Raw genomic sequence first — 24967 nt, forward strand, 5'->3', positions numbered from 1 at the left:
TTGTGATAAACTTCCGAATATTGGAAGTTTTTCTTTCACTAATTGGATTAATTATGATCAGCGGCTCACAGGCTGTCCCTAGGGATCAACCCCTAGACCGGTTGCTGCACGTCCTCGACGTGGTGGCGCATGCCGACCGTCCCATCACCATGACGGACGTGGCCGCCGCTTGCGGCTTGCCGGTACCTACCGTTCACCGGCTCGTCGCGCAACTGGAAGAAAGGCGCCTGCTCAAGCGCGTGCTGGGCAGCAAGAAGCTCGCGGTCGGTGCCGCGCTGGTCAACCTGGGCATGGCTGCGGTCTCGGCCGCCATGCGCGGCGACCAGAGCCACCAGATCCTGGTCGCGCTGTCCAACCGCATCGGCGAGCATTGCCAGCTCGGCCAGCGGGTGGACGACGAAGTGTTCTACGTGGATTCGGCGAGCGCCACGCGCTCGCAGGGCCTGTACTTCGATCACGGACACCGTTCGCCGCTGTACTGCACGTCGATGGGCAAGCTGTTCTTATCCGAAATGCCCGTGGAGCAATTCGAATGGTGGCTCGACCACGCCGTGCTCGAGCCGCTCGCACCCAACACCATTGTTTCCACTGACACTCTGCGCAACGTGGTGCGCAAGGTTCGCAAGGACCAATGGGCGGCAAGCAACGAAGAGGTGATCGCCGGCGTGGTCGGTTGCGCCGTGCCCATCCGGGATGCGCAAGGCAAACTCATCGCCGGCCTGGGAATCTCCGTGCCCAGCGCGCGCGTGGCTTTCGATGCGCTGGCCGAGTTCCGCCAGCCGATGGAAGCGGCGGCAGCCGAAATCGCCGCAGCCATCGCCGCGGCGGACTGAGCCCGCCGCCCTAGCCTTCCCCCAGTCCGGCCTCCACGCACTCGAGATACGCGTCCACCGCGCTGCCCACCGTGGGATGGAAGCGGTCGTCGCGGAATATCTCGGTGAGTTCAAAGCGCTTGAGCTTGTCGCGGACCGGGTCCTTCATTTCGGCGAAATGGAGCGCGACGCCCTCCTTGGCCAGTCCGCGGCTCAGTTCACGCAGCATGTCCGCCGACGTCACGTCGACGCTGGTGACGGGCTCCGCCGCCACCACTACCCGCCGCACGGGCGTGGGCGATGCCTCCACGGCTTCCATCAGCCGCTGCTGGAACAACTCGGCGTTGGCGAAGAACAGGGGCGCGTCCCAGCGGAACAGCACCAGCCCGTCGATCAGCGCCGCGTGCGGGTAGCGCTTCAGGTCGTGGTAGCCGCGCAGGTTCGGCACGCGGCCAAGCACCGCGAAGTGCGGCCGCCAGCCGTCCCACAGGAACTCGATCACGGCGATGACCACGGCCAGGCAGATGCCGGGAATCGCGCCGAACACCGCCACCCCGGCGAAGCACGCCATCGACAGCCAGAACTCCCATTGCTGGATGCGGAAGATGCGCCGCAGGTCCTTGAACTCGAACAGGCCGATGGCCGCGGCAATCACCACAGCGGCCAGCGCGCTGTTCGGCAGATAGCGCAGCAGGCTCGGCGCCACCATCAGCAAGGCCGCCACGGCGATCGCGCCCACGACGCCCGTGAGCTGCGTGCGCGAGCCGGCCGCCTCGGCCACCGGCGTGCGCGACGCGCTGCTGCTGACCGGGAACCCCTGGAAGAAGCCGGCAGCGAGGTTCGCCACGCCCAACCCCACCATTTCCTGGTTCGGATCGACCCGCGTATGCGTGCGCGCGGCATAGGTGCGCGACAGGACGCTGGTATCGGCGAACGCGATCATCGCCACGGCGACGCCGCCAAGCAGGATCTTCACCAGGTCCGCGTTGCTGAGCCAGGGCAGCGCAAACGTCGGCAGCCCTTGCGGAATCTCGCCCAGCACGTTCACGCCCAGGGCATCCAGATGGAACACACTGACCGCCAGCGTCGCCAGAATCACGGCAATCAGGATGCCGGGCACGCGGTCAAAGCGCTTGAGCAGCAGGATCACCGCCAACGTCGCCGCCCCCACCGAAAAGCTGTACCAGTTGGTCTTGCCGCCGGACACGGCCTGCCCCAGTTGCCATAGTTCGCGCAGCGGACCGGCATCGTCGATCGGGATCGCGAACATCTTCGGCAATTGACTCACCAGCACCGTCAGCGCGATGCCGTTCATGTAGCCGTAGCGGATCGGCTTGGACAGCAACTCGGTAATGAAGCCCAGCCGCAGCAGGCCAAACACGATGCAGAAGAGCCCTGAGACGAGCGCCATCAGGCTGGCCGCGGCGACCGCGCGCATGGGATCGCCGCCGGAAACGCTGAGCACCACCGCGAGGATCGGCGCCGCAAGCGCCGAATCCGGACCCAGCACCAGGATCCGGCTCGGGCCGAACAGCGCATAGGCCAGCAGCGGGATGATCGTGGCATAAAGACCGTAGACGCCCGGCACACCCGACGCTTCGGCATACGCAATGCCGACCGGCACCAGCATCGTCGTCAGCACCAGGCCGGCGGCCAGGTCTCTCGGCAGCCAGGCGGCTTGATAGGACTTCAGCAACGCCAGTCCGGGCAGCCAGCGCAGCCAGTTGCGGGCGGGCGTATCGACGGACGCGGGCGCATTGGAAGCCATGGAATCTCTTGTGAGAAGGGAACGCCGTGCGGTGATTCTACTGGACGCCGGAACAGGCGGCGCTGGCTGCCGAGGCCGCGCGCGGCGCAGCTAGCCCAACGCCACCGCAACGCTTCCCGGCCGCGGTCCTGTTGTTCTAAATCAACCGCAGCGCATCTGCGCACGCCTTCGGACTGGCAAGAAACGCAATTCGCGGATTAGAATTATTAGATATCATTCTCATTTGCGTTTGTTTTCCGGAGTGAACTTTGTCTAACGAACGGCGTCATTTCCCTGATTCGCGCGCGCGGCGGCTCGCGCCCGGCCTCGCATTGAGCGTGCTTTTGCCGCTGCCGAATGCCTGGGCGCAAACTACGCCGCCGCCCGCCACGCTGCAGCCGGTCACCGTCACCGCAGGTGCGTTGAGCGACGAGGAACTGCCCCCGCCCTATGCGGGCGGCCAGGTTGCCGAAGGCGCGCGGCTGGGCCTGATGGGCAACCAGAGCGTGATGGATACGCCCTTCAACGTGACGAGCTATACGTCCGAACTCATCCAGAACCAGCAGGCGCGCACGCTAGCCGACGTGATGGCGAACGACCCGTCCGTCCGGTTCACCACGTCCAGCGGGCACGCGTACGAAAACTTCCGCATCCGCGGTTTCGACGTCAACCAGAACGACGTGGCCATCAACGGCATGTTCGGCCTGGCGCCGATGGGCCGCACCCCGCTTGAGTTCGTCGAGCGGGTGGAGGTGCTCAAGGGTCCGAATGCCTTGTTCAGCGGCATGGCGCCCAGCGGCGCGGTGGGAGGCACCGTCAACCTGGTGCCCAAGCGCGCGGGCGATACGCCGAACGCCACCTATGGGGTGAACTGGCAATCCGACGGACAGCTGGGCACCACCATCGACGCCGGCCGGCGCTTTGGCGCGGGCAACGAATGGGGCGCGCGCGTCAACGGCTCGTTCAGCGACGGCGCCACCACGCTGGACGGCCAATCCAGGAAGCGCGAGTTCTTCTCCGCGGGCCTGGATTACCGCAGCAGCGCGCTGACGGCATCGATAGACGCTTACCACAGCCAGGAATCGTTCAGCGGCGGCACGCCGGCGATGTTCTGGTTCGGCGGATCGGTCGTGCCCGACGCCCCCGATCCCCGCATCAATCAGTTCAGCACCGGTTACGGCAACATCCAGAGCAACGCCGTGGTCGGCCGGGCCGAGTACCGCTTCAATGACCACGTGTCGGCCTTCGCGGGCGTGGGCAAGCGCGACAGCCACCAATCGGGGCTGATCAACGGCACCCACGCGCGGCAGATCGACGCCAACGGCAATTTCACCGGATCCATGGTCGGCCAGCGGGCCTACACCGATGCCACGTCGGCCGAGGCGGGCCTGCGCTCGCGCTTCAAGACGGGCAGCATCGGGCACGAACTGGTGCTGCAGGCCTCCCTGCTGGACACGGAAGACGGGTCGGCCACCGGCACGCCGTCGACCTTCAAGTCCAACATCTACGATCCGATCACGCCGATCATGCCGTCGGTGCCGGACAGCGCGCCGAAGACGGCGAAGAACAAGTTGTCCAGCCTCGCGCTGGTCGACACGATGTCCTTCTTCGATGAAAAGCTGCTCGTGACCGCCGGCTTACGCAACCAGCGCGTGAAGACCACGAATTTCGACAAGACGGGAAAAACCACATCCCGCTACGACGAGGACGCCGTGACGCCCGCGGTCGCCGTCGTCATCAAGCCCTGGGGGCCGGACGTCTCGCTCTATGCCAACTATGTGCAGGGCCTCAGCAAGGGCGATAGCGTCACCGACACCACCGCCAGCAACTATGGGCAGGTTTTCGCGCCCTACAAAACCGAACAGAAGGAGCTGGGCGTCAAATGGAACGCGGGCACCTTCACCAATACGCTTGCCCTCTTCCAGATCGACAAGCCCATGCTGGTCACCGAGGGGCCGACGGCCAGCCCGACGTATGCCGATGGCGGCGAAAAGCGCGTCCGCGGCGTGGAGTGGAATACGTTTGGCGAGCTGGCCCCGGGCTTGCGCGTGCTGGGCGGCGTGACCTACACCCAAGGCACGCAGGTCAAGACCTCGTTTGGCCGCTACGACGGCAATACCGCGGTCGGCGCGCCGCGCTGGCAGGCCAATACCGGGCTGGAATGGGACACGCCCTGGGTGCCCGGCCTGACCTTGAGCGGCCGCGTGCAGGCAACGTCGAGCCAATACGCGGACGCCGCCAACAAGCTGCGGATCCCGGGCTGGGGCCAACTGGATCTGGGCGCGCGCTATGCCACACAGATCAATGGCCGAGACGTGGTGCTGCGCCTGAACGTCAACAATGTGTTCGACAAGCACTACTACGCCGGCAGCTTCAGCGACACGACCCCGATCGCAACGCTGGGCCCGGCGCGCACCGTCACCGCCTCCGCCAGCATCAGCTTCTGACCGCCCGCGGATCGTGCCGCCGCTTCCGGCCCTGAATCGCCCCAGGGCCGGAAGCGCGGGCGCATCGATCCCGCGTCCACCACACTTGGATGACTATGCAAGCCGTAATCCCCGCCAGCCTGATCGCCATGTTCCTGGGCTGCTTCTGCATTTACCGCGCCTCGCCGAACCAGCGCTGGCGGCCCGCACCCTGGCCCGCGCGGCCCGCGCGCACCGCCGGTGCCGCCCTGCTGGCGCTCGGGGCGTGGGGCTGCCTGCACGCCTTCTCGGCCGTCGCCGCGGTATTCGTGTTCTGTACAGCCCTGATGCTGTTCTTCAGCCTCATCCCATACCTGGGCGCGCTTGCCGGAACGCGCGGGAGCGATACGCATGAAAGCCGCTAAGCCCGCCCCGATCCGGCGCGACTGGATATCCAAGAGCCTGGCGGGCGCGTTGCTGGGCTTCGCGCTCGCCATGGGAGCCAGCGCCGTGCTTGCCGCCCTGACCGCCGACATCCCGCTGGTGACGCGCTCGCAGCTTGTCATGTGGCTGGTGCCGCCCGTCTGGCTGGGGGTCTTGAGCACCGTCTATTTTTTCGCCAGCGGCATGCGCGCCTGGCTCTGGCTGGGCGGCGCCTGCCTGCTGCTCTACGGCGCCTTGTTCCTATCCGGCGCGCTTTGAAGGAGAGACAGCCAACATGAGGGCCGACTTCATCCGCATCTACAAATCCGTCCACACCTGGACGGGCATTCTGACGGGCATGGCGCTCTTCATCGCCTTCTACGCGGGCGCGCTGACGATTTTCAAGGAGCCGATCGTCCGCTGGGCCACGCCGCAGTCGACGATCCCGTACGTGCCGCTGGAGGAAACGCCGGACCTGATCGCCAGAACCCTGGCCGCGCGGCCGGATGCGGCCAAGGGTTTCAACATCCATTTGCGGGATGCCGAGCACGTGCCGGCCCGCCTGGGCTGGGAGGTCCGCGACGGGCCGGCCGACGATCATGACGAATCATCGTTGCGCCATTACGTCGCTCACCTGGAGGCCGGCGGCGGCCTGCAAGTGGAGCAGTCCTCGCCCAGCGGGCTGGCGGCGTTCATCGACGTGCTGCATCGCGTGGTGGGCCTGCCTGTCGACAGCGATCCCAACCGGTGGGTCATGGGCGTCGTCGCTTCGCTCTACGCCATCGCGCTGGTCTCCGGGGTCATTGTGCTGTTGCCGTCGCTGGTGAAGGATTTCTTCGCCTTGCGGACCGGCAAGAACCTGAAGCGCATGTGGCTGGATGCCCATAACGTGGTGGGGATCGTTTCCCTGCCCTTCCATATCGTCATGGCGCTCAGCTCGGTCGTGTTCGCGTTTCACGATGGCATCTATGATCTGCAGGACAAACTGATGTACGAGGGAAAACTGGCATCGGTTTTCCAGCGCTCGGGCGCAAACGAAGCCCTCGCAAGCGCCCGGGATCCTGCGGCCCTGCTGACGCCCCGGCAACTGGTGGCGCAGGTGCGCAGCCTGGCGCCCGGCTTCGAGCCCGACACGCTGCAATACCAGCAGGTCACCAGCTCCCGCGCCATCGTGCGCGTGTGGGGCAAGGACGCCAGCGCGGTGTCGCCCCGGGCGCGGGGCGGCTTCGTGGCGATCGACCCATATTCGGGGAAGGTGCTCAATACCGACTACCTGCCGGGCGGGCAGAACGCCCCCAATCTCTGGATCAGCAGCTTCTTCGCCCTGCACATGGCGTCCTTTGGCGGAGTCGCGGTGCAATGGCTGTACTTCCTCCTCGGGCTGGCGGGCGCCTGGCTGTTCTATAGCGGCAACCTGCTCTGGATCGAAACCCGCCGCAAGCGCGCCGACCGGCGGACCGGTGCGATTCCGGCGCAACGGCTGGACACGCGCTTGATGGCCTCGGCCACCGTCGGCGTCTGCCTGGGGTGCATCTGCGGCATTTCACTGATGATGGTTGCGTCCAAATGGCTGAACGGCCGCGTCGGCGACTTGAATACCTGGCTTCAAGGGCTGTATTACGTGGCCTTCTTCGCATCCATCGCGTGGGCCTTCCTGCGCGGCGGCGCGGCGGCGGGCGTGCATCTGCTGTGGACCGCCGCCGCGTTGACCCTGGCGATTCCGGCGACATCCCTGCTGGGCGGCCTGTTTCCCGCCTCGGGCCTTTGGGCGCACTCCTCTGCCGCGACCCTCGCCGTGGATGCCACGGCGCTGGTGTCAGCCCTGGGATTTGCCTGGATGGCGAAAGCGAGCGCCCGCCGGATCGCGCGGGGCGATCTCGACAGCGCGTGGGCGCCGACACCGCTGGCGCCTCGCACCGAATAGCCGGCCCGGCAACCGGGATCTCTTTTTCTTGAACACAGCGGGTAATGAAACGGATGACTATGCATAAACAGAAAGGCCTGGCGTGGCGGGCACGTATTTCGGCGGCGGCCTTGGCCGTCGCGTTGGCCGGCATGGCGCCAGCCATGGCGGCGGCGCAATCCAGGCAGGGCACGGTCACGCCGCAGGCTCATTCCGACGAACGGCTCGCTTTGCAAAAGGGCGAATTCCTGGCGGGAACCTGGGCCGCCGATAGCGGCGTAACGCTGGATCTGCTGGATGCCGCCGGCCGCCACGTGCGGCGGCTGAGCGATCGCGAGAAACCGGCCGGCGCGCTGATGCTGGTGGCGCCGGCGGACGGTATCTTCACGCTGCGGGCCCAGGGACAGGGCGCGTACCAGTGGGCGGTAACCGAACGCGTGCCGCTGTCGGCGCAGCACGCGCCCGCCACGGCGATCGACAGCCCTCGCCTGGCCGCCCTGGCGGCAACGCTGGCGCAAGGCGGCACCACGGCGTCCTTCTGGGACGAGGTGGCCCGGGAAGGCGCCCCGCTGATCGAGCCGGTGGACGCCGCGCGCGACCGCGTCACGTTCCTGTGGCGCGGCGCCGAACGCAATGTGCGCCTGTTTGGCGGGCCGTCCTCGGACCATGCGCAACTGGCGCGGCTGGGCGGCTCCGACGTCTGGTATGCCAGCTTCGTCGTGCCCCGGTCCGCGCGGCTGTCGTACCGCCTGGCGCCCGATGTGCCGGAACTGCCCGGATCCGGCATGGCGCGTCGCCGCGCGATCCTGGCCACGGCGCAAGCCGACCCCTACAACGCCAAGGCCTACCCCGAGCGGGGCATCGACGCGTTCCAGACCTATTCCGTGCTGGAGCTGGCGGAGGCCCCGGCGCAACCCTGGGTGCAAGCGCGCGCGGAGGTGCCGGCGGGAACGGTGGAAGCGCGCGAATTGCGCAGCGATCTCCTGGGCAACACGCGCAAGATTCACCTGTACCGTCCGGCGGGCTGGCGTCCTGGCGCCGCGGACAACCACGTGCTGGTGCTGTTCGACGCCGGCGCCTACCTGGGCCGGGTGCCAACGCCGGCCATCCTCGACAACATGATCGCCGCGGGCGTCATTCCCCCGACCGCAGCCTTGCTCATCGACAATCCCACAGCGGACTCCCGCAGCCAGGAATTGCCGCCCAATCCGGTGTTTGCCGACTTCCTGGCGCGGGAACTCATGCCGTGGGCGCGCAAGCAAGGCATCGCGGCGCCGGCGGCGCGCACCGTAATCGGGGGCTCCAGCTACGGCGGCCTGGCGTCGGCCTACGCTGCCCTGCGCCATCCGGACGTATTCGGCAACGTGCTCAGCCAATCGGGCTCATATTGGTGGGCGCCCGCCGGCGAAGAAGACCAGTGGCTGACGCGGCAGTTCGTGGCCGTGCGCAAACTGCCCGTGCGCTTCTTCCTCGGGGCCGGCCTGTTCGAATCGGGGCGCGGCGGCCAACCGGGCATTCTTGAAACCAACCGCCATCTCCGGGATGTGCTGCGCGCCAAGGGCTACTGGGTCACGCACCGCGAAGTTGCGGGCGGCCACGACTACCTGGTCTGGCGCGGCACCTTGTCCGATGGGCTGCTGGCGCTGATCGGGACGGGCAAACAGGCCGGAAAGTCGCCTTCCCTGCCAGCCGCCGGCCGGTGAGCGAATCGCCCCCGCATCCCGCGGGCGCTTCCTAGCTGCGCACCGCATTGGGGGACGACAAGGACGGGCCGGATGCGTCGTCCCCCGAAGTGACCAGCGCATAGTTGTACCCCTGCCCTGACCAATAGCGGGCCAGCAGATCGCCATCGCGCCGGCTGCCCTGCGCCAGGAACTGATTGCCCGGTCCGGGCGGGCGGATGTAGAACGTGGCGCGCTGCCCGGCATTTTCGTAGATCACGATGGCGGCCGGCCCCTGGTCGGTGGCCAGCAGGCGCCCGGCAACGGGCTGGAAGCCGCTGGCGCTCAAGTCGGGCAGGCGCTGGGCGCTGGAGAAATAGTCGTCCAGCCAGCCTTGCAGGTCGCCGGCATCGGCGCGCACATCCGGCCGCGGCGCGTCCGCCGAAGCGAACATGCGGTAGGCCTGCATCGCATCCTGCATGGGCAGAACCCGGTTGGCCGCGGCCATATCGCGTGCACTCCAGCCCGTAACGCCCCCAATCGCGACCGCCACGGCCAGGCTGGCAGCCATCGCCAGGCGGCGCCGCGCGCGGCTGCGCAACCGCGCACGCACCACAACGGGATCCAGTTCGGGATTGGGCGGCAGGCTGTCCTGGCCGGCCATCGCGCGCAGCCGCTGCGCATCGCGCTGCCAGGCGGACAGCTCCTTTGCCTGCTCCGGATGCGCATGCAGGTACGCCTGCATCGCTTGCTGCTGCACCGGGTCGAGCTGCCCGTCCACAAACGCGTTGCGGGCCAGATCGTCGATAGATGGCTTGTTCATTTCAGTATCCTCAGATGGGCCTCGCCGGCCTGGCCCTCATGCAGTTCGCGCAAGGCGCTGCGCGCGCGCGACAGGCGCGACATCACGGTGCCCAGCGGAACCTCGAACAGATCGGCCACGGCCTTGTAGCTCAGGCCTTCCACGCAAACCAGCCACAGCAAGGTGCGCTGGGCCTCGGGCAGGCGTTCGAAAACATCCAGCGAAGACCGCGCGATCGCCTCGCGCTCGGCCGAGGGCGCGGCCGCGTCGGCCCCGGTGAACCAGTCGAGCAATCGCGCGTAACGCCGCGTCCGGCGTTGGGAATCGAGAAACTGCCGGTACAGGATCGTGAAGAGCCAGGCCCGCACATCGCCCTGCGGGCGGCGGCTGGACCAGCGCGTCAAAGCTCTTTCCAGAGTGGATTGCACCAGATCGTCGGCGGAAACCGGATCGCGCGTCAGGCGCAGCGCAAACCGCCGCAGGCGCGGCAATAGCTGACGCAGCAAGGCGTCGGACAACTCGTCCGCCGGTATGGCGTCATCGTCGATGGATACCGGGCCGTGTGTAGGCAAGCGTACCGGTCGAATCATGTCGGGGTTCCTGTCCAGGCCAGCGCCCGTGGCGCCACAAGCTTACAGGCCAATACGGTAAGACGCCGCCCGGGCGGGTTTATTCCCTGGCGGAATAAATTCTTTTGCCCTCCGTCTTACAGGGGTATTCAGCGCCCTATGGGCAAGGAGTCTCATGCAACAAGGACCTAAACGCGAAGCCCGGCCGCTAGACGCCCGGCAAACCTGCCTGCGGCTGGGCGCGATCGGCGCCATCGTGCTGTTCTCGGGCGCCGCCTTTGCGTACGTGGGCGGCTGGCTGGACCCGCAGCGCCTGACCCCGGCCCGGGTGGTGGACGCCCTGGAAGCCAACAGCGGCGTCCATGCGGGCTTTCGCCGCAACCACGCCAAAGGCGTCTGTGTCGTCGGCCATTTCGAAAGCAACGGCGCGGCGCATGCCCTGTCCACGGCAGCTGTTTTCGCGGCCGGCAATACACCGGTGGTGGGCCGGCTGGCCTTGCCCGGCGGCAATCCTTTTGCGCCGGACTCCAGCGTTCCCATCCGCAGTTTTGCATTGCAGTTCACGTCCCCCAATGGCGAACAGTGGCGCACCGGCATGAACAGCATGCCGGTGTTCCCGCTGAACACGCCGCGGGCGTTCTACGACCAGCAACTTGCCGGCCGCCCCGATCCCAAGACGGGCAAGCCCGATCCGCAGCGCATGCAGGCCTTTTTCGCGGCGCACCCCGAAACGGCGGCATTCCGGGCATGGGCCAAGACCGCCAAGCCATCGGCCAGCTACGCCACCGAAAGCTATTACGGCCTGAACGCCTTTTATTTTGTCGATGCGCAAGGCAAGCAGCAGCCCGTGCGCTGGCGCCTGGCGCCGTTGGACGTCCCGGCCGCCCCCGCGGCCCAGCCGCAGCATGATGCCGACTATTTACAGGCCGACCTGCAGCAGCGCCTGGCGCAAGGCCCCTTGCGCTGGCGCCTGCTGGTAACGCTGGGGGAGGCAGGCGACGCGACCAACGATGCGACCAGGCAATGGCCGGCGGACCGCCCCACCGTCGACGCGGGCACCGTCGTGATCACGCGCAGCGTCTCGCAAGACGAAGGCCCCTGCCGCGACGTGAATTACGACCCGACCGTATTGCCCGGCGGCATTGCCATTTCCGACGATCCGCTATTGCCGGCTCGTTCGGCCGCCTATGCCACGTCTTATGAACGCCGCACCGGCGAAGGGCCTCCCCAGGGGGCCAAGGTTTCCTCCCATTCGACCCAACCGGAGCGCGCGCAATGAGTTTGCCGACCTATCCAATTTATCCGTCTCCGGCCAAATTCAACCTGCTGGCACGCTTGCTGCACTGGATGATGGCGATCGGCATTATCGCGATGCTGTTTATCGGCGTGGGCATGGTCGCCTCGGTTTCCGAGCGGCATCAATGGCTGCTGCAGATCCATAAACCGTTGGGCGCCGCGCTGCTGGTGCTGGTCTGCATACGCCTGGGCACGCGGCTGTATAAGGGAACTCCCGCCTTGCCCGCCGACATGCCGGCCTGGCAGCGCAGCGCAGCGCTGGCCTCGCACATCTTGTTGTATGCGCTGATGTTCGCGATGCCGCTGATCGGCTGGGCCATGGTATCCGCCGGCGGTTATCCGGTTACGGTGGGCAGCTGGCAATTGCCGCCCATTGCGCCCGCCAATGCCGCCTTGTTCGCCTGGCTGCGCGCGGCGCACCGCTATCTGGCTTTTCTGCTGTTTGCCACGGTACTGCTGCACCTTGCCGCGGCGTTGTTCCATGGATGGATACGGCGCGACGGCGTGCTGGAATCGATGACGCGCGGCCGCTGAGGGGATCCTCCGCGATCGAAACCGAGTCCGGCAGGCTTTTGGCCTGCCGGTTTTCTTCGCTCCGGAGGAAATGGAGCGACCGACTGCGGGGCGGAAACCGATTATTGCGATTTGCGGTAATTATTGGCTTCGCGTTCGCCCGCCCATTTACGCAGCGCGGCGATGAATTCAGGGCATACGTTGCCGTCTACCGCGCTGTCGATAATGATGCTGTTCTGCATCCGCATGATCACGCTGCATTCATACACCTTCACGCGGTTACCGTAATAGCCATGATTGGTTTGCTGGAACACGGGCGTGGCGGCGCTGGTCGAGGTGGCCGGAATCATGCCCACCACCTGCTGCGAGGAGCCGGTCGAAACCCATTCGGTATAGGGCGCGGTCTGATAATCAGACCATACCAGCTCCATCGTATTGCCCACCCCGCGCTTCTTCGAAGGCTCGCCCAGCGCCGTAATCGCATCGGCCACCGAACGGCCCTTCATGTTCTTGGCGACGTTCACGCTGGGCGACAACGACAGCCCCGACGAGAAAATATTGCTGAACGACGGCAGCGTCGAACTGCCGCCCGTGGGCATCGGCGCGCAGCCCGTCAGGGCGGCCGCCGTCAGCAACACCGGCAAGGCTTGCGTTAACCGCCAGGCCGAACGACGTCGCGATGTCTTCATGATGCGCTACCTGCTCCCTCAAATGTCTGATATCTGGTGCGCGGAAAATAATCCGGCAACCGCAAGATTTATTATTATTCAGTTTCTTTTAGTGACGAACCACTATATTGACTGAGCAATGACAAGCCGATGCCCGTATAACGCCTGGCCGCACGGGCAGGCGCCTGGGGTGCGCCATGTTACCGGAAAAAAAAGTGGCGTATTGCTTTCCGATGCCTGCGGAATTCGTTACTTAATACTCAAAAACGCGATGGCGGACGGGGATAGAACACAAACTGTAACGTGCTAACATCCGCGCGGCCCAAGCCCCCCGCAATGCAACGATGAGGTCTTGCGAGGCCGGCTTCGATTATCAGAACGCTGCGACATACCCACTGGATACTGCACAACCATGATGCCTGCGCGACTGCTTGATTTGTTCCGTACCACTGGCGCCGCACTCGCCGCCGCAGGTGCGCTCGCCCTTGGCCTGCTGGCCTCACCGGCCGTTCACGCCGACACGCTATACGGCGCGGTGGCCACCGACGAAGCCCACAAACAGCTTTATTGGGTTATGCCCGAAACCTCGACCAAGGAAGCGCAGCAGGCGGCACTGGCAAAATGCAAAAAAGCCGGCGGCAAGGGATGCAAGGACGTCACCGCATTCTCCGACAGCTGCGTGGCATTCTCGCGCAACTCCCGCGATGACTTGTTCTGGGGCGCCAGCGTATCGTCCGAGGTCGCGGCCAAGAAAGCCATCCGCACCTGCACCAACGACAGCGCCGATGGCAAATGCAGGCTTGCCGCCATGCCGCTATGCGTCGGCCCCGGCTATAGCGAAGCGGACCTGAAAGCGCCCGACACCGCTACGCCCGCCCAGCTCGAAGCGCTGTCCGCCAAACTGGATTCGCGCGGCTACTGGGGCTCCATTGCCGAGAAGGAGTCGGGCGACCTTACCTACGCCGACGGTTATCCGACAGAGAAGGAAGCCGTCGACGCGTTGCTCGGATGGGAAGATTGCAAGGGCTGCCGCACGGTCCTCACCTATACCGATAGCTGCGCAGGCATGGCCTGGGCCAAAGGCAGCAAGGGCCGCGGCACCGGCTTCACGGCGCTCAACCCCGATCCCGTGACCGCGCGCAACGAAGCGCGCGCCACCTGCGACGCCAAGAGCGGCGGCCAGACCTGCGTGGCCATGGTGCGTTGCTCGGGCCGCGCCTATATCAGCGGCTACAAGGGCGAAGACGAAAAACCCAACTGAACGCCTTTTACCGGCGCTCTGCGGCGCGCGGATTGAACAGGGCGCCAGCCTGCCGTTTTCGTGCAGTGTCGTTTCCAAGCGGCGCCCGGCTGCGCTTTTCGGCTAGCGGCCGACGCAGGGACTAGAGACGGTCGAGTTTCAGCCGCGTCGCCAGATAATCGACGAAAGCGCGCACCTTGGCGGGCGGCAGCCGATTCTCCTGCCAGAGTACGTGAATGGGCACCGGCTCGGACTCGAAATCCTCGAGTATGGTTTCCACCTGCCCGGCATCCAGGAGGTGCCTGATCTGCCACAGCGGCGAATAACCGATACCGAGCCCGGCGCTGACGGCGCAATAGATCGCCGCCATCGTATTGGTTCGGAACGTGCCGCGAACCCCCACCATGCGCCGCTTTCCGGCAATCTGAAAGGCCCATTGCCCCGGACGCTGATCGACGGTCCTGACGATGCAGGCGTGCTGGCGCAACGCCGAAGGGTGCGCGGGACGGCCATGCCGCTCGAAATAGGAGCGCGCGCCGAAAACGACCCTGCGCAGCGTTCCCAGCCGTTTCCCCTGCAAACCGGAATCCGGCAGGTCGCCGATGCGCACCACCAGATCGAGGCCGTCGCCGGACAGGTCGGCAAAGGAATCCGACAGTTGCAGATCGACCTCGACCTGCGGATACGCGCTCATATATTCCGCGATGATCGGCACCAGGAAGTCGGGGCCGAACAGTATCGGGGCGCCCACGCGCAAGGTGCCCGACGGCGCCGTCCGGCGATCGGCGACCTCCAGCCGGGCCTCGCCGATTTCCGCCACCGCCGGCTTCACCCGCCGAAAGAAGGTTTCGCCCGCTTCGCTGAGCGCGGAATGCCGCGTCGTGCGGTGGACAAGCTGCACGCCCACATCCTCTTCCAGCGCCGCAAGCGAACGGCTGACGGCCTGCAGCGAACGATTGAGCCGCCGGGCCGCCTTCGTCAGGCTCCCCTCCTCGGCAATATGAATGAAGGCTTCAAGGTCTTCGAGGCGGCTCATTTTTATCTCGAATATCGTGATTTAGTTTCAATTCTGGCGAATATTGTTCCATCAATCGTGAGAATTTACACTGCCTTCATTCCCACATCTCAACCAAGGAGCAGCCAGTGAGCGGCACTCAATCCATCGTTCTGGTCGTCGGGGCCACCGGCAAATTCGCCGGCCTGGTGGTTCCTGAACTACGGCGACGCAAGGTTGCGGTGCGGGCGCTGGTGCGTGACGAGGCACGCGCTGCCGCCGCCCGCGCGCTGGGCGCGGCAGAGGCCACCATCGGGGACCTCCGCGATATCGACAGCCTTGCCGCGGCGACGCGGGGCGTGGACGGCGTCTTTCATATCGGCCCCGCGTTCGCTGCCGACGAAGCGGCAATGGGCGTCGCGCTCGTCGACGCGGCACAGCGCAGCGGCGTCAGGAAATTCGTCTTCTCGTCGGTCATCCAGCCGACGAACGTACGCCTGGCGAATCACGCCAGCAAAATTCCGGTAGAGGACGCCCTGTACTCGTCCCGGCTGGAATACACGATCCTGCACCCTGCCAACTTCATGCAGAACATCGGTCTGGCCTGGCCGTCGATCCGCGACCATTCCTGCTTCGGCGAACCCTTCCCGAAGCACACCAGGGTCGCTCGCGTGGACTACCGGGATGTTGCCGAGACCGCCGCCATCGCATTAACGCAAGACAAGCTGGCCTTCGCCACCCTGGAATTGTGCGCCGGCATGTTCAGCCGCATGGACATCGTGGCGGCCTTGTCGGAGGAACTGGGATCGCCGATCGCGGCCCGCGAGCCTGGTTTCGGGGAATGGGCAGCGACTGCGCGCCTTCCCTATGGCGACGACCAGCTGCGACTGCTGTCCAAAGTCCTCGACCACTATCGGGCGTACGGGCTTGGCGGCAACAGTCTTGCGCTAAGGGCCGCGCTCGGCCGGGAACCGCGCTCGCTCCGCGACTACATCAAAGACCTGATCGCCGAAAAGTCGGCGCCCAACCGCAGGGAACATCGAAATGCCTGAAAACCCGCCAAAACCGATCTTGAGGAAACTTCCGCAGGGCTATACCCGCTTCCTGATGCCGCTGGTGCTTTCGATTTTCATGTCGGCCATCGTTTCGGCGGTCGCGACGGCCACGAGCGTCGGCCTGGGCCCCGATTTCGTCATCAGCTGGCCGAACGCCTGGGGCGCTTCCTGGATCGTCGCGTTTCCCAGCCTCTTGCTCCTGCTGCCCGTCGTGCGCCGGATCGTCGCCTGGATGGTCGTCCAGCCCTAGGCCGTCAACCCGCCGGCCAAGCAAGCATTGCGGCATCGATGATCATGTTGAGCTTTGCCGCTGAGGCGCCGTCTCGGGCCTGGATGGAGAGCCCCTCGAGAACGGTGGTGTAGAAGGCGGCAAGCTGGTCGACGTCTGCGAAAGCCGGAAGGTCGCCTTCTGCGATACCTTGTGCAAGGCGGTTCCTCAGCGTCGTTTCGCCGTCCGACCGGTTGTCGGCGAGAAACGCGCGCACGCTCTCATTTTCGGGCGCGCCGAGCAAGGACGACAACACGATCATGCAACCGCGCGGCCCCTCGTCGACGACATAGGCGCGCGCATTGGACCGCAGCATGGTTTCGACGGCCTCGCGGGCCGTGCTGGCTACGCCGAGGCTCTGTGACGTCGCTCGCCCCTCGACGCGGTCATAAAGGTCGACCGCCTCCCGAAAAATCTCCTCTTTGCAACCGAAGGTCGCATAGAGGCTTGGCTTGTTGACGCCCATGGCGTCGACAAGATCCTGGATCGACGTGCCCTCATAGCCCTGCGCCCAGAAGGTGCGCATGGCCGCCAGCAACGCCGTGTCTCTATCGAATTCCCGAGGGCGCCCGATTTTCGCAACAGGGCCCGGCTTTGGTTTGCTACCAGCACTCACGATTCAATCATCCGCAGACCCGCTACCCCGACCCCGATCAGCCCCAGGAACACCAGCTTGGCTGGCGACATGTGCTCGCCCAGCACCAGCGTTCCAAAAACCGCCACGCCGAAGGCGCCGATACCCACCCAGATTGCATAAGCCGTGCCCACCGGCAGATGCTTCAGGGCCAAGGCGAGCAGAACAAGGCTCAGCATGGCAACACTGACGCCGATCAGGCTCGGCCAGAATTTCGTCAAGCCGTCTGCCTGCTTGAGCGCCAATGCCCAGACGATTTCAAGCGCGCCGGCCAGCACCAATAATACCCAAGCCATCCGCATCCTCACTGGTTCCGGATTGAGATTGCACCGATTCCGCCCGGCGGCGCCGGCTTGCTCGATGCCTCGCTACGCCGTGAAGCCGCCATCGATCGCGAGCGATGCGCCGGTGATGAATCCGCTCTCGGCCCCCGCGAGATAACCGACGGCGGCTGCGATCTCCTCCGGCTGGGCATAGCGCTTGACCGCCATGAGCTCCAATTCGGCGGCAACCGCCGGGCCGTCGGCAGGATTCATATCGGTGTCGGTCGATCCCGGATCGACGATATTGACCGTGATGCCGCGCGCGCCCACCTCGCGCGCGAGCCCCTTGGTGAACCCGATAAGCGCGGATTTGCTCATCGCATAGAGCGTCACGCCGCCGTAAGGCACCCGTTGGGCGAAGCAGGAGCCGATGGAGATGATGCGCCCGCCGGAACCCATATGGGCAAGCGCGGCTTGCGAGGCCACGAAGACCGCCCCTGCGTGGATCGCCAGCGTGTCGTTGATCTCTTCGAGCGTGGCGCCCTCGATCGGCCCCGCGGGGAATACCCCGGCACTGTTGACGAGTATGTCCAGCCTGCCCAACTCCTTGGCCGTCCGCGCCACCGCCGCCCGGACGGCGGCCAGATCGCGGCTATCCGCCTTGATGGCCAGGACCCTGACCCCGGTTGCGCCAAGCTCATCGGCAAGGTCTTTTGCCCTCTGATCCGACCTGGCGTAGGTAAAGGCGACGTCGGCCCCTCGTTGCGCAAGCCGCCGGACGATGGCGGCGCCGATGCCACGCGTACCCCCTGTGACGAGGGCGACCCTGCCTTGGAATTCCATGTCGATAGCTCCTTTTATACCGATCGGTTCAAAAAGACTACGCGAACGAGGATGGCGCGTCAAGGCGCGTTAATCGAATGGGTTGGAGCGGCTCTCCCCTATCGATCGGGCGTCGGCGCCTGGAGCCCGTGCAGCTGCCGTCAGACGATGCCGTGCTGCTTCAGGACTGCCTGCTCATCGCCTGAGATCCAGCCGAAGACCTTCGCCTCGTCGCCCAGCTGCTGGACCAGATAGTGGACATCGAAATCGATAGTTGTGTCCGGTTGGCCCTTGCGAACGTAGGTCGCTGTCCAGGCAACATGGGCCACACAATGGAACGCGTCTATCGGAGAGATGCGAACGTCGCGGATCCGCATCTGCTTGGTCCCTATCGTCCGGTAGTACGCGTAGCCTTGCGCCATGACCTGCTTGAGCCGTTCGTCGTTCTGCCCGACCATCACGCCCGCGGGAGAGGCCGCGATGAAATCCGAGGCATACAGCGACGCGATCTCGGCCAGATCCGACTCTCCATGGAGGGATCGGTTGAAAAAGCGCTCGTATCGCGTGAATAGCTTTCTGACGGCGGTCTCCATCCATTCACCCCTTTGATCGAACGTGGCCCACAGTCAGTTTAGCGGCACAAGAATATTCATTGATTCCCGTTTTCCTTATACCGGGCAGCCCGCTTTCCCGAGCCGCTTATCACAACCGACGCCCCAACAGCTGGCCTGGGCACGCCACACGGGAATCCTGTACCTGCTTGGCCTATTGTTGAAGGGTCCGGTCCTTCAGCCGCGAGAGCGGCATCGCGGCAAGGTTGCAGTCTGACATCTCTATTGCAGCGCCGCCTGCGCGAGCAGCCATTGCGCCACGGCTTCGACGGACGCCGAGGCTGGCCGGCCGGCATACATAGCCAGGTGATATGTGTGCCCGTCGATCGCCGGCCCGAAGGGCTGCACGAGGTGGCCGGCTTCGAGTTCGTCGGCAATCAACGCCAGGCTGACCAGGGCCACGCCATGGCCGGCGACGGCCGCCTGTATCGCATGCCCTTCATCGGAGAAGCGCAGTTGGCTCGCCTGGCGCGGCTGGGACCGCTGCGCGAGGGTGAACCAGCGTTCCCAGGTCGGGTTCTCGGGCTGCGCCCGCTTCCAGTCGAAACGGATCAATGGCACATGCGCCAGATCGTCCGGCGTTTTTACGCCGAGCCGCGGATTGGCCACGGGCGCGAACCGGTCGGTGAACAGGGGCTGGGTGATCAGGCCGGGATACGGCCCGCGGCCATACCGAATCGCGATATCGACCGCTGTCGATCGCAGGTCGACGAGGTCGTCGCTGGCCTGCAACTGCAGGTCGATGCCGGGATGCCGGCTCCGGAAATCGGCCATGCGCGGCACCAGCCACTTCACAGTGAATGCATTGGTGGCCGAGATGGTCACTTGAATCCGCGTCCGCTGATGCGTCAACCGCGCCAGCGTCGCCTCGAACGCATCGAACCCATCGCGCAATACCGGATAGAGCTGCGCGCCGCCATCGGTGAGCGACACCTTGCGCACGTGGCGATCGAACAGCACCAGCCCTGTCTGCGCCTCCAGCGCGCGAATCTGGTGACTGACGGCGGTCGGTGTGACGGCCAGTTCCTTGGCCGCGGCCTTGAAGCTGCCCAGGCGCGCGGCGGCTTCGAATGCGCGCAGCGCGGAGAGAGGAAGGAATCGGCGTTGCATGATCGGCATTTGCCTATAGATGAATTTATCTCTTCTTATAGCTGACAAATGAACCTTTGTCACAAGGGCCGTGCATCCCTACATTAGAGGCACGGATCAGCGTCTATCCCGCAGGTCCTCCGACCAACCATAAGTGAAGGAATTCGCACCATGCTGCAACGTGTCATCACCCAGCCCGACAACTACGCCCCCTTTCTGCTCTCGCAGGGCATCCGGTTCGGCGATTTGCTGTTCATCTCCGGCCAGGCCGGCGCCGGCGACGACGGAAAGATCGTCGCCGGCGGCTTCCGCGCCCAAGGCGAGCAGGCTTTCCTGAATTTGCAGCGCGCGCTGGAAGCCGGCGGTTCCAGCCTGAAGGACGTGATCAAGGTCACCATCTTCGTCACCGATATGGGGCATTTCGAGGACGTGGTGGCGCTGCGTCGGCGCTTCTTTTCGGCCCCCTACCCGGCCGACACGATCGCGGAGATCAAGGCGCTTTACGACCCCGCCGCCATGATCGAGATCGAGGCGATCGCGGCCGTGCGCCAGGAAGAGGATCGCTGACATGGGCACGCTCATCGATCGTCCCGCAAGCGATGCGCACACCGCGCACGCCAGGCTGTTCGCGCCGCTACGGCTGGGAAGCAGGCTGAACCTGCCCAACCGCCTTGCCGTGGCGCCGATGACCCGGGTCAGCGCCACGGCGGAGGGCCTTGCCACACCGCAGATGGCCGGCTACTACGAAGCCTTCGCGGCAGGCGGCTTCGGCCTGGTGATCACCGAAGGCATCTATACGGACAAGGCCCATGCGCAGGGCTACCTCTTCCAGCCGGGCCTGGCCGATGACGCACAGCGCGACGCCTGGCGCAGCGTAGTGGATCGTGTGCATGCGCACGGCGGCCGCATTGTGGCGCAACTCATGCATGCGGGCGCGCTGTCGCAGGGGAACCCCCATCGCATCCCCTCGAAAGGCCCCTCGGCCGTATTGCCAAAGGGGCAGCAAATGACGTTCTATCGGGGCGACGGGCCGTACCGGATGCCCGAGGCGATGTCGGACGAGGACATCGCCGAAGCGATCGACGGCTTCGCGCAAGCGGCACGCAGGGCCCAGCAGGCCGGGTTCGACGGCGTCGAAGTGCACGGCGCCAACGGATACCTGCTGGATCAGTTCCTCACGACCCATACCAACCTGCGCGAGGACCGCTACGGCGGCAGCCTGGACAATCGCCTGCGCTTGACCGTGGACGTCATTCAAGCCGTCCGCCGCTCCACCACAGCGGGCTTCACTGTCGGTGTGCGCAGTTCGCAAGGCAAGGTCAATGACTTCACGCACAAATGGGCGGGCGGCGAGGCGGATGCGGCGCAGATCTTCCGCACGCTGGGCGCGCTGCCCATCGATTACCTTCACACGACCGAGTTCGAGGCGTGGCGCCCCGCCTTTGGCGAACAGGGCCCCAGCCTTGCGGCGCTGGCGCGGAGGCACGTGCCGGTTCCGGTGTTGGCCAACGGCTCGCTGCATGATGCGATGCAAGCCGACGGCGTGTTGGCAAGAGACGAGGCGGACTTCGTTTCGCTCGGCCGCGGCGCGCTCACGCATCCCGACTGGCCCGCAAGACTGCGTGCGGGCGAGCTGCTCGAGACATTCGATCGAGGGTTGCTGGCGCCGATCGCGGACCTTGCCAATGCGGCGCGCCATCGCGAGGAACGGCGTGGGCAGCGGCCGGGCGGCCTGTCTTGAGGCTGCTGCCGACGCGTTTGAAGCGTGGCGTATCGCCGAATCCAGGACCAGGTCAGTTGCTGTTGACCCAGTCCTGGGTATCCCGGATGAACCAGGGCAGATTCAGTCTTTCCCCCTCGCCGGACTGTATGGTCAAACGCCGATCCGAAGCACCCGGGGTGCTTGCCCCCTGCGTCGAGGACGATGGCCGGCTCCGATAGTCCATATCGGTTTGCCGGGGCGGACTGTCCGCGCAGGCGGCAATCGACGCGCACGCAGCCGCGACAAGAACTGGCCGCAGTGCTGAACGAAGGGTCTTCATGATGTTCTGGTTCCTGCTGGCGGCACGGGCCGAAGTGCCGGGCAATCAAGGCCTCTACCCCGTACCTTACTCGCAATGCGGGGCCGCCGTCGGCCCCGCCCCCGACGCAACGCATTACGCAGCGGCATCTCGCGGGTTGCGGGCGCGGGCGCGGGCGGCGGGATCGGAGCCGAATGCGTCGTCGGTGGCGCCGCGCGGCGTCGCGGCCGGCGCAACGGGGCTCACCACGGCGTGCGCGGCGCCTGCCGCGGGGGCCGCGTGCTGCGGCAGGATCAGCGCAATCCCCACTGCAAAGCGATAGGTTTGCAAGGGCAGCAGGCCTTGGATCGTGCCCAGGTCATTGGCCGCTTCGGCGCGAGCCTGCAGCGCGGCCAGTTCGTCCTGCTGGGCCCGATCGGCCGCCGCGGCAAGCGCGTCGAGCCTGGCTTGCTGGTCGTGGAAGGCCTGGATGGCGTTCTTCAGGCAATGCGCCGCGTACTGATCGCGCAGCGGGTTGACGGAATCGCCAGGCCCGTTCTGCCTGGCACGGACCGCCCTTGCAGTCGGCGCCGCCGTTGCCGCGGGCGGCTGGTGCGCAGCCGCCGGAATCAGCGCGAACGGCGGCACCTGCGGGCGCGCCACACGATCGGCGCGCGTCTGTGCGCGTACGGGCTCGGCGCGGTAGCAGTCTCGGATATCGTCGATCTGGCCGACCTCAATGGAAGACATGGCAGCTCCTTGGCTGGGCGTTAGCAATCACGCGGCATCTCGGCTGTGGCTGGCAGGATGGCTGCAATCAGCCGACCGGGCCTTTCAGGCTGCGCCGCCGTGAACGGAGCCAGAGCAGCTGCGCCATGGAGCCCACCACGAAAAACGCAAACCACGCCGCCAGCGCGCCGCGCACCAAGGGGGATTGCGGACCGTCGGCCAGCGGATGGGTGACGGGCAGCCGCGTCAGCGTTTCCGCGATCCCGGGCACCCACATCAGGAAAAAACTGAACGAGAACCCAAGCTGGGACAGATAGGGCCGCGCCCGCGATAGCCACGGCAGCCGCGCGGCGAGCAGCGCGCCCGATACCGAGAGCAACGCCAGAATGCCCAGCACATGCCCGGCATTGATGCCCCCGGAGCTGGATAGGCCGAACGAGGTAAGCACGGCCAGCAGCAGCCCGCCCAGATAGATCTTGCCGGCGCGCGTTGCGCTGTCGATCCCGCGATACCGTGCAAAGCTGTACAGGCCCACGGTGGCGGGCACGAGGCTGATGAGGGTGTGCGCTGCCCCCAAGGTAGAAATAGGATGCGGCATGGACGATGGCTCCTTGAAAGCGTCTGCGCGGGTCACGGGACTGGACGCGGCGCGGGTTGATCGGGCAGGTACGGCGGATAAGCCCGGAGTCTGCTCTATAACAAACCAACTAGTTGGTCGATTTGTGGTGAAAAAAAAGAGCGCACCGCTTGGCGCGCTTCTCGTCGTGCTTAGCCCGGAACCGCCAACTGGCCGATAGCCGCGCGCGAAATCGATGCGAATACGTTGGGATCGCCGAGCGCCCGCGCGGTCAGCATCGCGCCATGGATGGTCGACATGAAAGCCTGCGCTTCCACCTGGACGCTATCGCGCAGATGGAATTGCCCCTTGGCGGCCCCGCTTTCGAGTACCGATGCGATCCAGGCCGTCAGTTCGCCGAAATAGGCACGCACCTCGTCCGCGATCGCCGGGGGAATCATGGGCAATTCCGCCGCCAGCATCGCGCAAATACACATGGGCATCGTGCCCTCGCGTATGCACTTGGCCCAGTAATCCGCGTAGGCCGTCAACCGCCCCTGCGGGTCCTGGACGTGCTGATCGAGCGCCGCCAACCCCTCCCGGGCCTGCTGGCGATGCTGCGCGACCACAGTAAGGACCAGGTCCGCCTTGGTCGGGAAATGATGATGGATGCTGGGCTTGCCGATATGGACCCGTTCGGACACATCGGCATAGCTGAACCCGTGATAGCCCCCGGCGGCAAGCAGTTGCCGGGTCTGCTCGACGATCTCGATTGCCCTGGGGGAAAGCTCCAAACTCATAGGAATCCACTCTCGTTCACGGAAAAGGCGAGGCGCACGGCCAACGCAAGCGGCAGGAAGTTTCTTCAGTGCGGTCGCCAGAAGCCAATCTACTAGTTGGTCGGTACAATGTCAAGGCGCGGCCGCCCGTCGCCGGCGCTCAGGCCAGCGTCAACGGCAGCCGCGAAGATCAAAGCTTGCAGCGGCCTCAGTGCGAGGACACATAGGTTGCGCCCGGAAATGGCGCGGGAATGGCGAAGCTCTCTCGCATGCGTTTCGTCTCCGCCGCCGGCGTCAGGCCGAAAAGCCGCTTGAACTCCCGGTTGAATTGCGAGGCGCTCGTGTACCCCGCGGCGTGGCTGGCCGCCTCGGCCGTCATGTCCTGGCGCACCATCAGCAGCCTCGCCTGATGCAGCCGCGTCGATTTCACGTACTGCATCGGCGACGCGTGGGTAATTGCCTTGAAATGACTGTGAAAGCTCGGGACGCTCATCCCTGCCACCTCGGCAAGCCGCGCCACGTCGAGCGGCTCGGCATACGCGGCATGAATATGCCGCAGCGACCTGCCAATCCGACCGAACTGCCCCCTCATTGCCAGCGCCTCCCGCATGGCTCCGCCTTGCGCCCCGGTAAGCACGCGGAAATACAGTTCGCGCAACAGTCCCTGCCCAAGCACGGCTGCCTCCAGCGGCCGGGACATCGCTTCCAGAAAGCGCAGCACCGAGGTTTGCATCCCCGCGTCCATAGGCGTGGACATCATGCTCTGAGGGGCATCCGCGCGGTCGGCCATGCCTTCGCCGTCGATCTGCGCGGCCAGCTCGGCCGCCATTGAAAAATCAAGGTGCAGATAAAGCGCAAGCAGCGGCCGTTCCCGCGTCGCGTCGGTTTCCATGCTGAAGGGCACCGGCACCGAAACGGCAAGATAGTGACCTTCGTCGTATTGATACAGCCGCCCGCCGAAATATCCCCGTTTGCAGCCCTGGCAGACGATGACGATGCCGGGGTCATACAACACGGGCGTGCGAGACATTGCCCGGTCGGAGCGCAGGATACGCACGCTTGGCAGCGCCGTCAGGTTGTAGCCCTCCATGGGCGCCAGTGCGCACAACAGCCCGATCGTGTGCGCCC

Annotated in this window: 28 protein-coding genes; 13 read left to right on the forward strand and 15 right to left on the reverse strand. The window is 65.6% G+C overall.

Going from position 1 to position 24967, the window contains the following annotated elements:
• Positions 1-101 precede the first annotated feature (101 nt).
• Complete coding sequence (locus tag AGI3411_RS22395; protein ID WP_165359242.1) at positions 102-833, forward strand: IclR family transcriptional regulator; 732 nt, start codon at positions 102-104, stop codon at positions 831-833.
• Between the two features lie 10 nt (positions 834-843).
• On the opposite strand, the gene AGI3411_RS22400 is transcribed toward AGI3411_RS22395, so the two are convergent.
• Positions 844-2580 carry a SulP family inorganic anion transporter gene (locus AGI3411_RS22400; RefSeq protein ID WP_129529532.1) on the reverse strand — a complete coding sequence of 579 codons (1737 nt, stop codon included), beginning with the start codon at positions 2578-2580 and terminating at the stop codon, positions 844-846.
• A gap of 317 nt (positions 2581-2897) precedes the next feature.
• On the opposite strand from AGI3411_RS22400, the gene AGI3411_RS22405 reads away from it, so the two are divergent.
• The 5 genes from AGI3411_RS22405 to fes all read left to right on the forward strand — a co-directional run bounded on the left by AGI3411_RS22405 (position 2898) and on the right by fes (position 8993).
• Entirely contained in the window at positions 2898-5006 is a 2109-nt protein-coding gene (locus tag AGI3411_RS22405; protein ID WP_129529533.1) for a TonB-dependent receptor, read from the forward strand.
• A gap of 95 nt (positions 5007-5101) precedes the next feature.
• Positions 5102-5389 carry a hypothetical protein gene (locus AGI3411_RS22410; protein ID WP_129529534.1) on the forward strand — a complete coding sequence of 96 codons (288 nt, stop codon included), beginning with the start codon at positions 5102-5104 and terminating at the stop codon, positions 5387-5389.
• A complete protein-coding gene (locus AGI3411_RS22415) occupies positions 5376-5666 on the forward strand; it encodes a hypothetical protein (RefSeq protein WP_129529535.1) in 291 nt (96 codons plus the stop codon). Before AGI3411_RS22410 ends, AGI3411_RS22415 begins: the two co-directional genes overlap by 14 nt.
• Positions 5667-5682: 16 nt before the next feature.
• Entirely contained in the window at positions 5683-7311 is a 1629-nt protein-coding gene (locus AGI3411_RS22420; RefSeq protein ID WP_129529536.1) for a PepSY-associated TM helix domain-containing protein, read from the forward strand.
• Between the two features lie 59 nt (positions 7312-7370).
• Positions 7371-8993, forward strand: a complete 1623-nt coding sequence (fes, locus tag AGI3411_RS22425; RefSeq protein WP_244240425.1) for an enterochelin esterase — start codon at positions 7371-7373, stop codon at positions 8991-8993.
• Between the two features lie 31 nt (positions 8994-9024).
• Here the strand turns inward: fes and AGI3411_RS22430 are convergent, their stop codons facing one another.
• Together AGI3411_RS22430 and AGI3411_RS22435 are read right to left on the reverse strand one after the other, a co-directional pair.
• On the reverse strand, positions 9025-9774 hold the full coding sequence (locus AGI3411_RS22430; protein WP_129529537.1) for an anti-sigma factor family protein: 750 nt from the start codon (positions 9772-9774) through the stop codon (positions 9025-9027).
• Positions 9771-10286, reverse strand: coding sequence for a sigma-70 family RNA polymerase sigma factor (locus AGI3411_RS22435; protein WP_208748161.1), 516 nt, complete (start codon positions 10284-10286; stop codon positions 9771-9773). Before AGI3411_RS22435 ends, AGI3411_RS22430 begins: the two co-directional genes overlap by 4 nt.
• A 211-nt stretch (positions 10287-10497) precedes the next feature.
• Between AGI3411_RS22435 and AGI3411_RS22440 the strand changes: the two genes are divergently transcribed.
• On the forward strand, positions 10498-11601 hold the full coding sequence (locus tag AGI3411_RS22440; protein ID WP_129529539.1) for a catalase family peroxidase: 1104 nt from the start codon (positions 10498-10500) through the stop codon (positions 11599-11601).
• The gene (locus AGI3411_RS22445; RefSeq protein ID WP_129529540.1) at positions 11598-12152 is read left to right on the forward strand and encodes a cytochrome b; all 555 of its coding nucleotides are present in this window, start codon (positions 11598-11600) and stop codon (positions 12150-12152) included. Before AGI3411_RS22440 ends, AGI3411_RS22445 begins: the two co-directional genes overlap by 4 nt.
• A gap of 101 nt (positions 12153-12253) precedes the next feature.
• Here the strand turns inward: AGI3411_RS22445 and AGI3411_RS22450 are convergent, their stop codons facing one another.
• Positions 12254-12820, reverse strand: a complete 567-nt coding sequence (locus AGI3411_RS22450; RefSeq protein WP_129529541.1) for a hypothetical protein — start codon at positions 12818-12820, stop codon at positions 12254-12256.
• A gap of 394 nt (positions 12821-13214) precedes the next feature.
• On the opposite strand from AGI3411_RS22450, the gene AGI3411_RS22455 reads away from it, so the two are divergent.
• A complete protein-coding gene (locus AGI3411_RS22455; protein ID WP_244240426.1) occupies positions 13215-14060 on the forward strand; it encodes a DUF4189 domain-containing protein in 846 nt (281 codons plus the stop codon).
• A 121-nt stretch (positions 14061-14181) separates the two neighbouring features.
• On the opposite strand, the gene AGI3411_RS22460 is transcribed toward AGI3411_RS22455, so the two are convergent.
• Complete coding sequence (locus AGI3411_RS22460) at positions 14182-15075, reverse strand: LysR family transcriptional regulator (protein ID WP_129529543.1); 894 nt, start codon at positions 15073-15075, stop codon at positions 14182-14184.
• Between the two features lie 107 nt (positions 15076-15182).
• Here AGI3411_RS22460 and AGI3411_RS22465 point away from each other — a divergent pair, with 107 nt between their 5' ends.
• Complete coding sequence (locus AGI3411_RS22465; RefSeq protein ID WP_129529544.1) at positions 15183-16085, forward strand: NmrA/HSCARG family protein; 903 nt, start codon at positions 15183-15185, stop codon at positions 16083-16085.
• A gap of 19 nt (positions 16086-16104) precedes the next feature.
• Positions 16105-16338 carry a DUF2798 domain-containing protein gene (locus AGI3411_RS22470; RefSeq protein ID WP_341867920.1) on the forward strand — a complete coding sequence of 78 codons (234 nt, stop codon included), beginning with the start codon at positions 16105-16107 and terminating at the stop codon, positions 16336-16338.
• A 4-nt stretch (positions 16339-16342) separates the two neighbouring features.
• Here the strand turns inward: AGI3411_RS22470 and AGI3411_RS22475 are convergent, their stop codons facing one another.
• The 5 genes from AGI3411_RS22475 to AGI3411_RS22495 all read right to left on the reverse strand — a co-directional run bounded on the left by AGI3411_RS22475 (position 16343) and on the right by AGI3411_RS22495 (position 19796).
• The gene (locus AGI3411_RS22475; RefSeq protein ID WP_165359243.1) at positions 16343-16882 is read right to left on the reverse strand and encodes a TetR/AcrR family transcriptional regulator; all 540 of its coding nucleotides are present in this window, start codon (positions 16880-16882) and stop codon (positions 16343-16345) included.
• An 86-nt stretch (positions 16883-16968) separates the two neighbouring features.
• The gene (locus AGI3411_RS22480; protein ID WP_165359244.1) at positions 16969-17286 is read right to left on the reverse strand and encodes a DMT family transporter; all 318 of its coding nucleotides are present in this window, start codon (positions 17284-17286) and stop codon (positions 16969-16971) included.
• A 72-nt stretch (positions 17287-17358) separates the two neighbouring features.
• A complete protein-coding gene (locus AGI3411_RS22485; RefSeq protein ID WP_129529548.1) occupies positions 17359-18096 on the reverse strand; it encodes an SDR family oxidoreductase in 738 nt (245 codons plus the stop codon).
• Positions 18097-18236: 140 nt separating this feature from the next.
• A complete protein-coding gene (locus AGI3411_RS22490; protein WP_129529549.1) occupies positions 18237-18668 on the reverse strand; it encodes a DUF4440 domain-containing protein in 432 nt (143 codons plus the stop codon).
• Between the two features lie 240 nt (positions 18669-18908).
• Complete coding sequence (locus AGI3411_RS22495) at positions 18909-19796, reverse strand: LysR substrate-binding domain-containing protein (RefSeq protein ID WP_129529550.1); 888 nt, start codon at positions 19794-19796, stop codon at positions 18909-18911.
• 150 nt (positions 19797-19946) lie between these two features.
• Here AGI3411_RS22495 and AGI3411_RS22500 point away from each other — a divergent pair, with 150 nt between their 5' ends.
• Together AGI3411_RS22500 and AGI3411_RS22505 are read left to right on the forward strand one after the other, a co-directional pair.
• Entirely contained in the window at positions 19947-20342 is a 396-nt protein-coding gene (locus AGI3411_RS22500) for a RidA family protein (RefSeq protein ID WP_129529551.1), read from the forward strand.
• A 1-nt stretch (position 20343) separates the two neighbouring features.
• Positions 20344-21516 (forward strand): NADH:flavin oxidoreductase, encoded by a 1173-nt coding sequence (locus tag AGI3411_RS22505; protein WP_129529552.1) that lies wholly within the window; start codon positions 20344-20346, stop codon positions 21514-21516.
• Positions 21517-21568: 52 nt separating this feature from the next.
• On the opposite strand, the gene AGI3411_RS30445 is transcribed toward AGI3411_RS22505, so the two are convergent.
• From AGI3411_RS30445 to AGI3411_RS22530, 5 genes are all read right to left on the reverse strand, one after another.
• Positions 21569-21817 (reverse strand): hypothetical protein, encoded by a 249-nt coding sequence (locus AGI3411_RS30445; RefSeq protein ID WP_129529553.1) that lies wholly within the window; start codon positions 21815-21817, stop codon positions 21569-21571.
• Between the two features lie 114 nt (positions 21818-21931).
• Positions 21932-22525, reverse strand: a complete 594-nt coding sequence (locus AGI3411_RS22515; protein WP_129529554.1) for a hypothetical protein — start codon at positions 22523-22525, stop codon at positions 21932-21934.
• A gap of 67 nt (positions 22526-22592) precedes the next feature.
• Positions 22593-23102 carry a hypothetical protein gene (locus AGI3411_RS22520; protein ID WP_129529555.1) on the reverse strand — a complete coding sequence of 170 codons (510 nt, stop codon included), beginning with the start codon at positions 23100-23102 and terminating at the stop codon, positions 22593-22595.
• Between the two features lie 170 nt (positions 23103-23272).
• The gene (locus AGI3411_RS22525) at positions 23273-23860 is read right to left on the reverse strand and encodes a TetR/AcrR family transcriptional regulator (RefSeq protein ID WP_129529556.1); all 588 of its coding nucleotides are present in this window, start codon (positions 23858-23860) and stop codon (positions 23273-23275) included.
• 187 nt (positions 23861-24047) lie between these two features.
• Entirely contained in the window at positions 24048-24929 is an 882-nt protein-coding gene (locus tag AGI3411_RS22530; protein WP_244240431.1) for an AraC family transcriptional regulator, read from the reverse strand.
• Positions 24930-24967 lie beyond the last annotated feature (38 nt).

Source organism: Achromobacter agilis (assembly GCF_900496965.1).
Lineage (GTDB): Bacteria > Pseudomonadota > Gammaproteobacteria > Burkholderiales > Burkholderiaceae_B > Achromobacter > Achromobacter agilis.

Coding starts and splice junctions, on each gene's coding strand:
- AGI3411_RS22400 (WP_129529532.1), bottom strand. CDS start 2,580: ATGGCTTCCAATGCGCCCGCGTCCGTCGATACGCCCGCCCGCAACTGG.
- AGI3411_RS22410 (WP_129529534.1), top strand. CDS start 5,102: ATGCAAGCCGTAATCCCCGCCAGCCTGATCGCCATGTTCCTGGGCTGC.
- AGI3411_RS22415 (WP_129529535.1), top strand. CDS start 5,376: ATGAAAGCCGCTAAGCCCGCCCCGATCCGGCGCGACTGGATATCCAAG.
- AGI3411_RS22420 (WP_129529536.1), top strand. CDS start 5,683: ATGAGGGCCGACTTCATCCGCATCTACAAATCCGTCCACACCTGGACG.
- fes (WP_244240425.1), top strand. CDS start 7,371: ATGCATAAACAGAAAGGCCTGGCGTGGCGGGCACGTATTTCGGCGGCG.
- AGI3411_RS22430 (WP_129529537.1), bottom strand. CDS start 9,774: ATGAACAAGCCATCTATCGACGATCTGGCCCGCAACGCGTTTGTGGAC.
- AGI3411_RS22440 (WP_129529539.1), top strand. CDS start 10,498: ATGCAACAAGGACCTAAACGCGAAGCCCGGCCGCTAGACGCCCGGCAA.
- AGI3411_RS22445 (WP_129529540.1), top strand. CDS start 11,598: ATGAGTTTGCCGACCTATCCAATTTATCCGTCTCCGGCCAAATTCAAC.
- AGI3411_RS22450 (WP_129529541.1), bottom strand. CDS start 12,820: ATGAAGACATCGCGACGTCGTTCGGCCTGGCGGTTAACGCAAGCCTTG.
- AGI3411_RS22455 (WP_244240426.1), top strand. CDS start 13,215: ATGCCTGCGCGACTGCTTGATTTGTTCCGTACCACTGGCGCCGCACTC.
- AGI3411_RS22460 (WP_129529543.1), bottom strand. CDS start 15,075: ATGAGCCGCCTCGAAGACCTTGAAGCCTTCATTCATATTGCCGAGGAG.
- AGI3411_RS22475 (WP_165359243.1), bottom strand. CDS start 16,882: ATGCGCACCTTCTGGGCGCAGGGCTATGAGGGCACGTCGATCCAGGAT.
- AGI3411_RS22480 (WP_165359244.1), bottom strand. CDS start 17,286: ATGGCTTGGGTATTATTGGTGCTGGCCGGCGCGCTTGAAATCGTCTGG.
- AGI3411_RS22485 (WP_129529548.1), bottom strand. CDS start 18,096: ATGGAATTCCAAGGCAGGGTCGCCCTCGTCACAGGGGGTACGCGTGGC.
- AGI3411_RS22490 (WP_129529549.1), bottom strand. CDS start 18,668: ATGGAGACCGCCGTCAGAAAGCTATTCACGCGATACGAGCGCTTTTTC.
- AGI3411_RS22495 (WP_129529550.1), bottom strand. CDS start 19,796: ATGCAACGCCGATTCCTTCCTCTCTCCGCGCTGCGCGCATTCGAAGCC.
- AGI3411_RS22500 (WP_129529551.1), top strand. CDS start 19,947: ATGCTGCAACGTGTCATCACCCAGCCCGACAACTACGCCCCCTTTCTG.
- AGI3411_RS22505 (WP_129529552.1), top strand. CDS start 20,344: ATGGGCACGCTCATCGATCGTCCCGCAAGCGATGCGCACACCGCGCAC.
- AGI3411_RS30445 (WP_129529553.1), bottom strand. CDS start 21,817: ATGAAGACCCTTCGTTCAGCACTGCGGCCAGTTCTTGTCGCGGCTGCG.
- AGI3411_RS22515 (WP_129529554.1), bottom strand. CDS start 22,525: ATGTCTTCCATTGAGGTCGGCCAGATCGACGATATCCGAGACTGCTAC.
- AGI3411_RS22520 (WP_129529555.1), bottom strand. CDS start 23,102: ATGCCGCATCCTATTTCTACCTTGGGGGCAGCGCACACCCTCATCAGC.
- AGI3411_RS22525 (WP_129529556.1), bottom strand. CDS start 23,860: ATGAGTTTGGAGCTTTCCCCCAGGGCAATCGAGATCGTCGAGCAGACC.
- AGI3411_RS22530 (WP_244240431.1), bottom strand. CDS start 24,929: ATGGAGGGCTACAACCTGACGGCGCTGCCAAGCGTGCGTATCCTGCGC.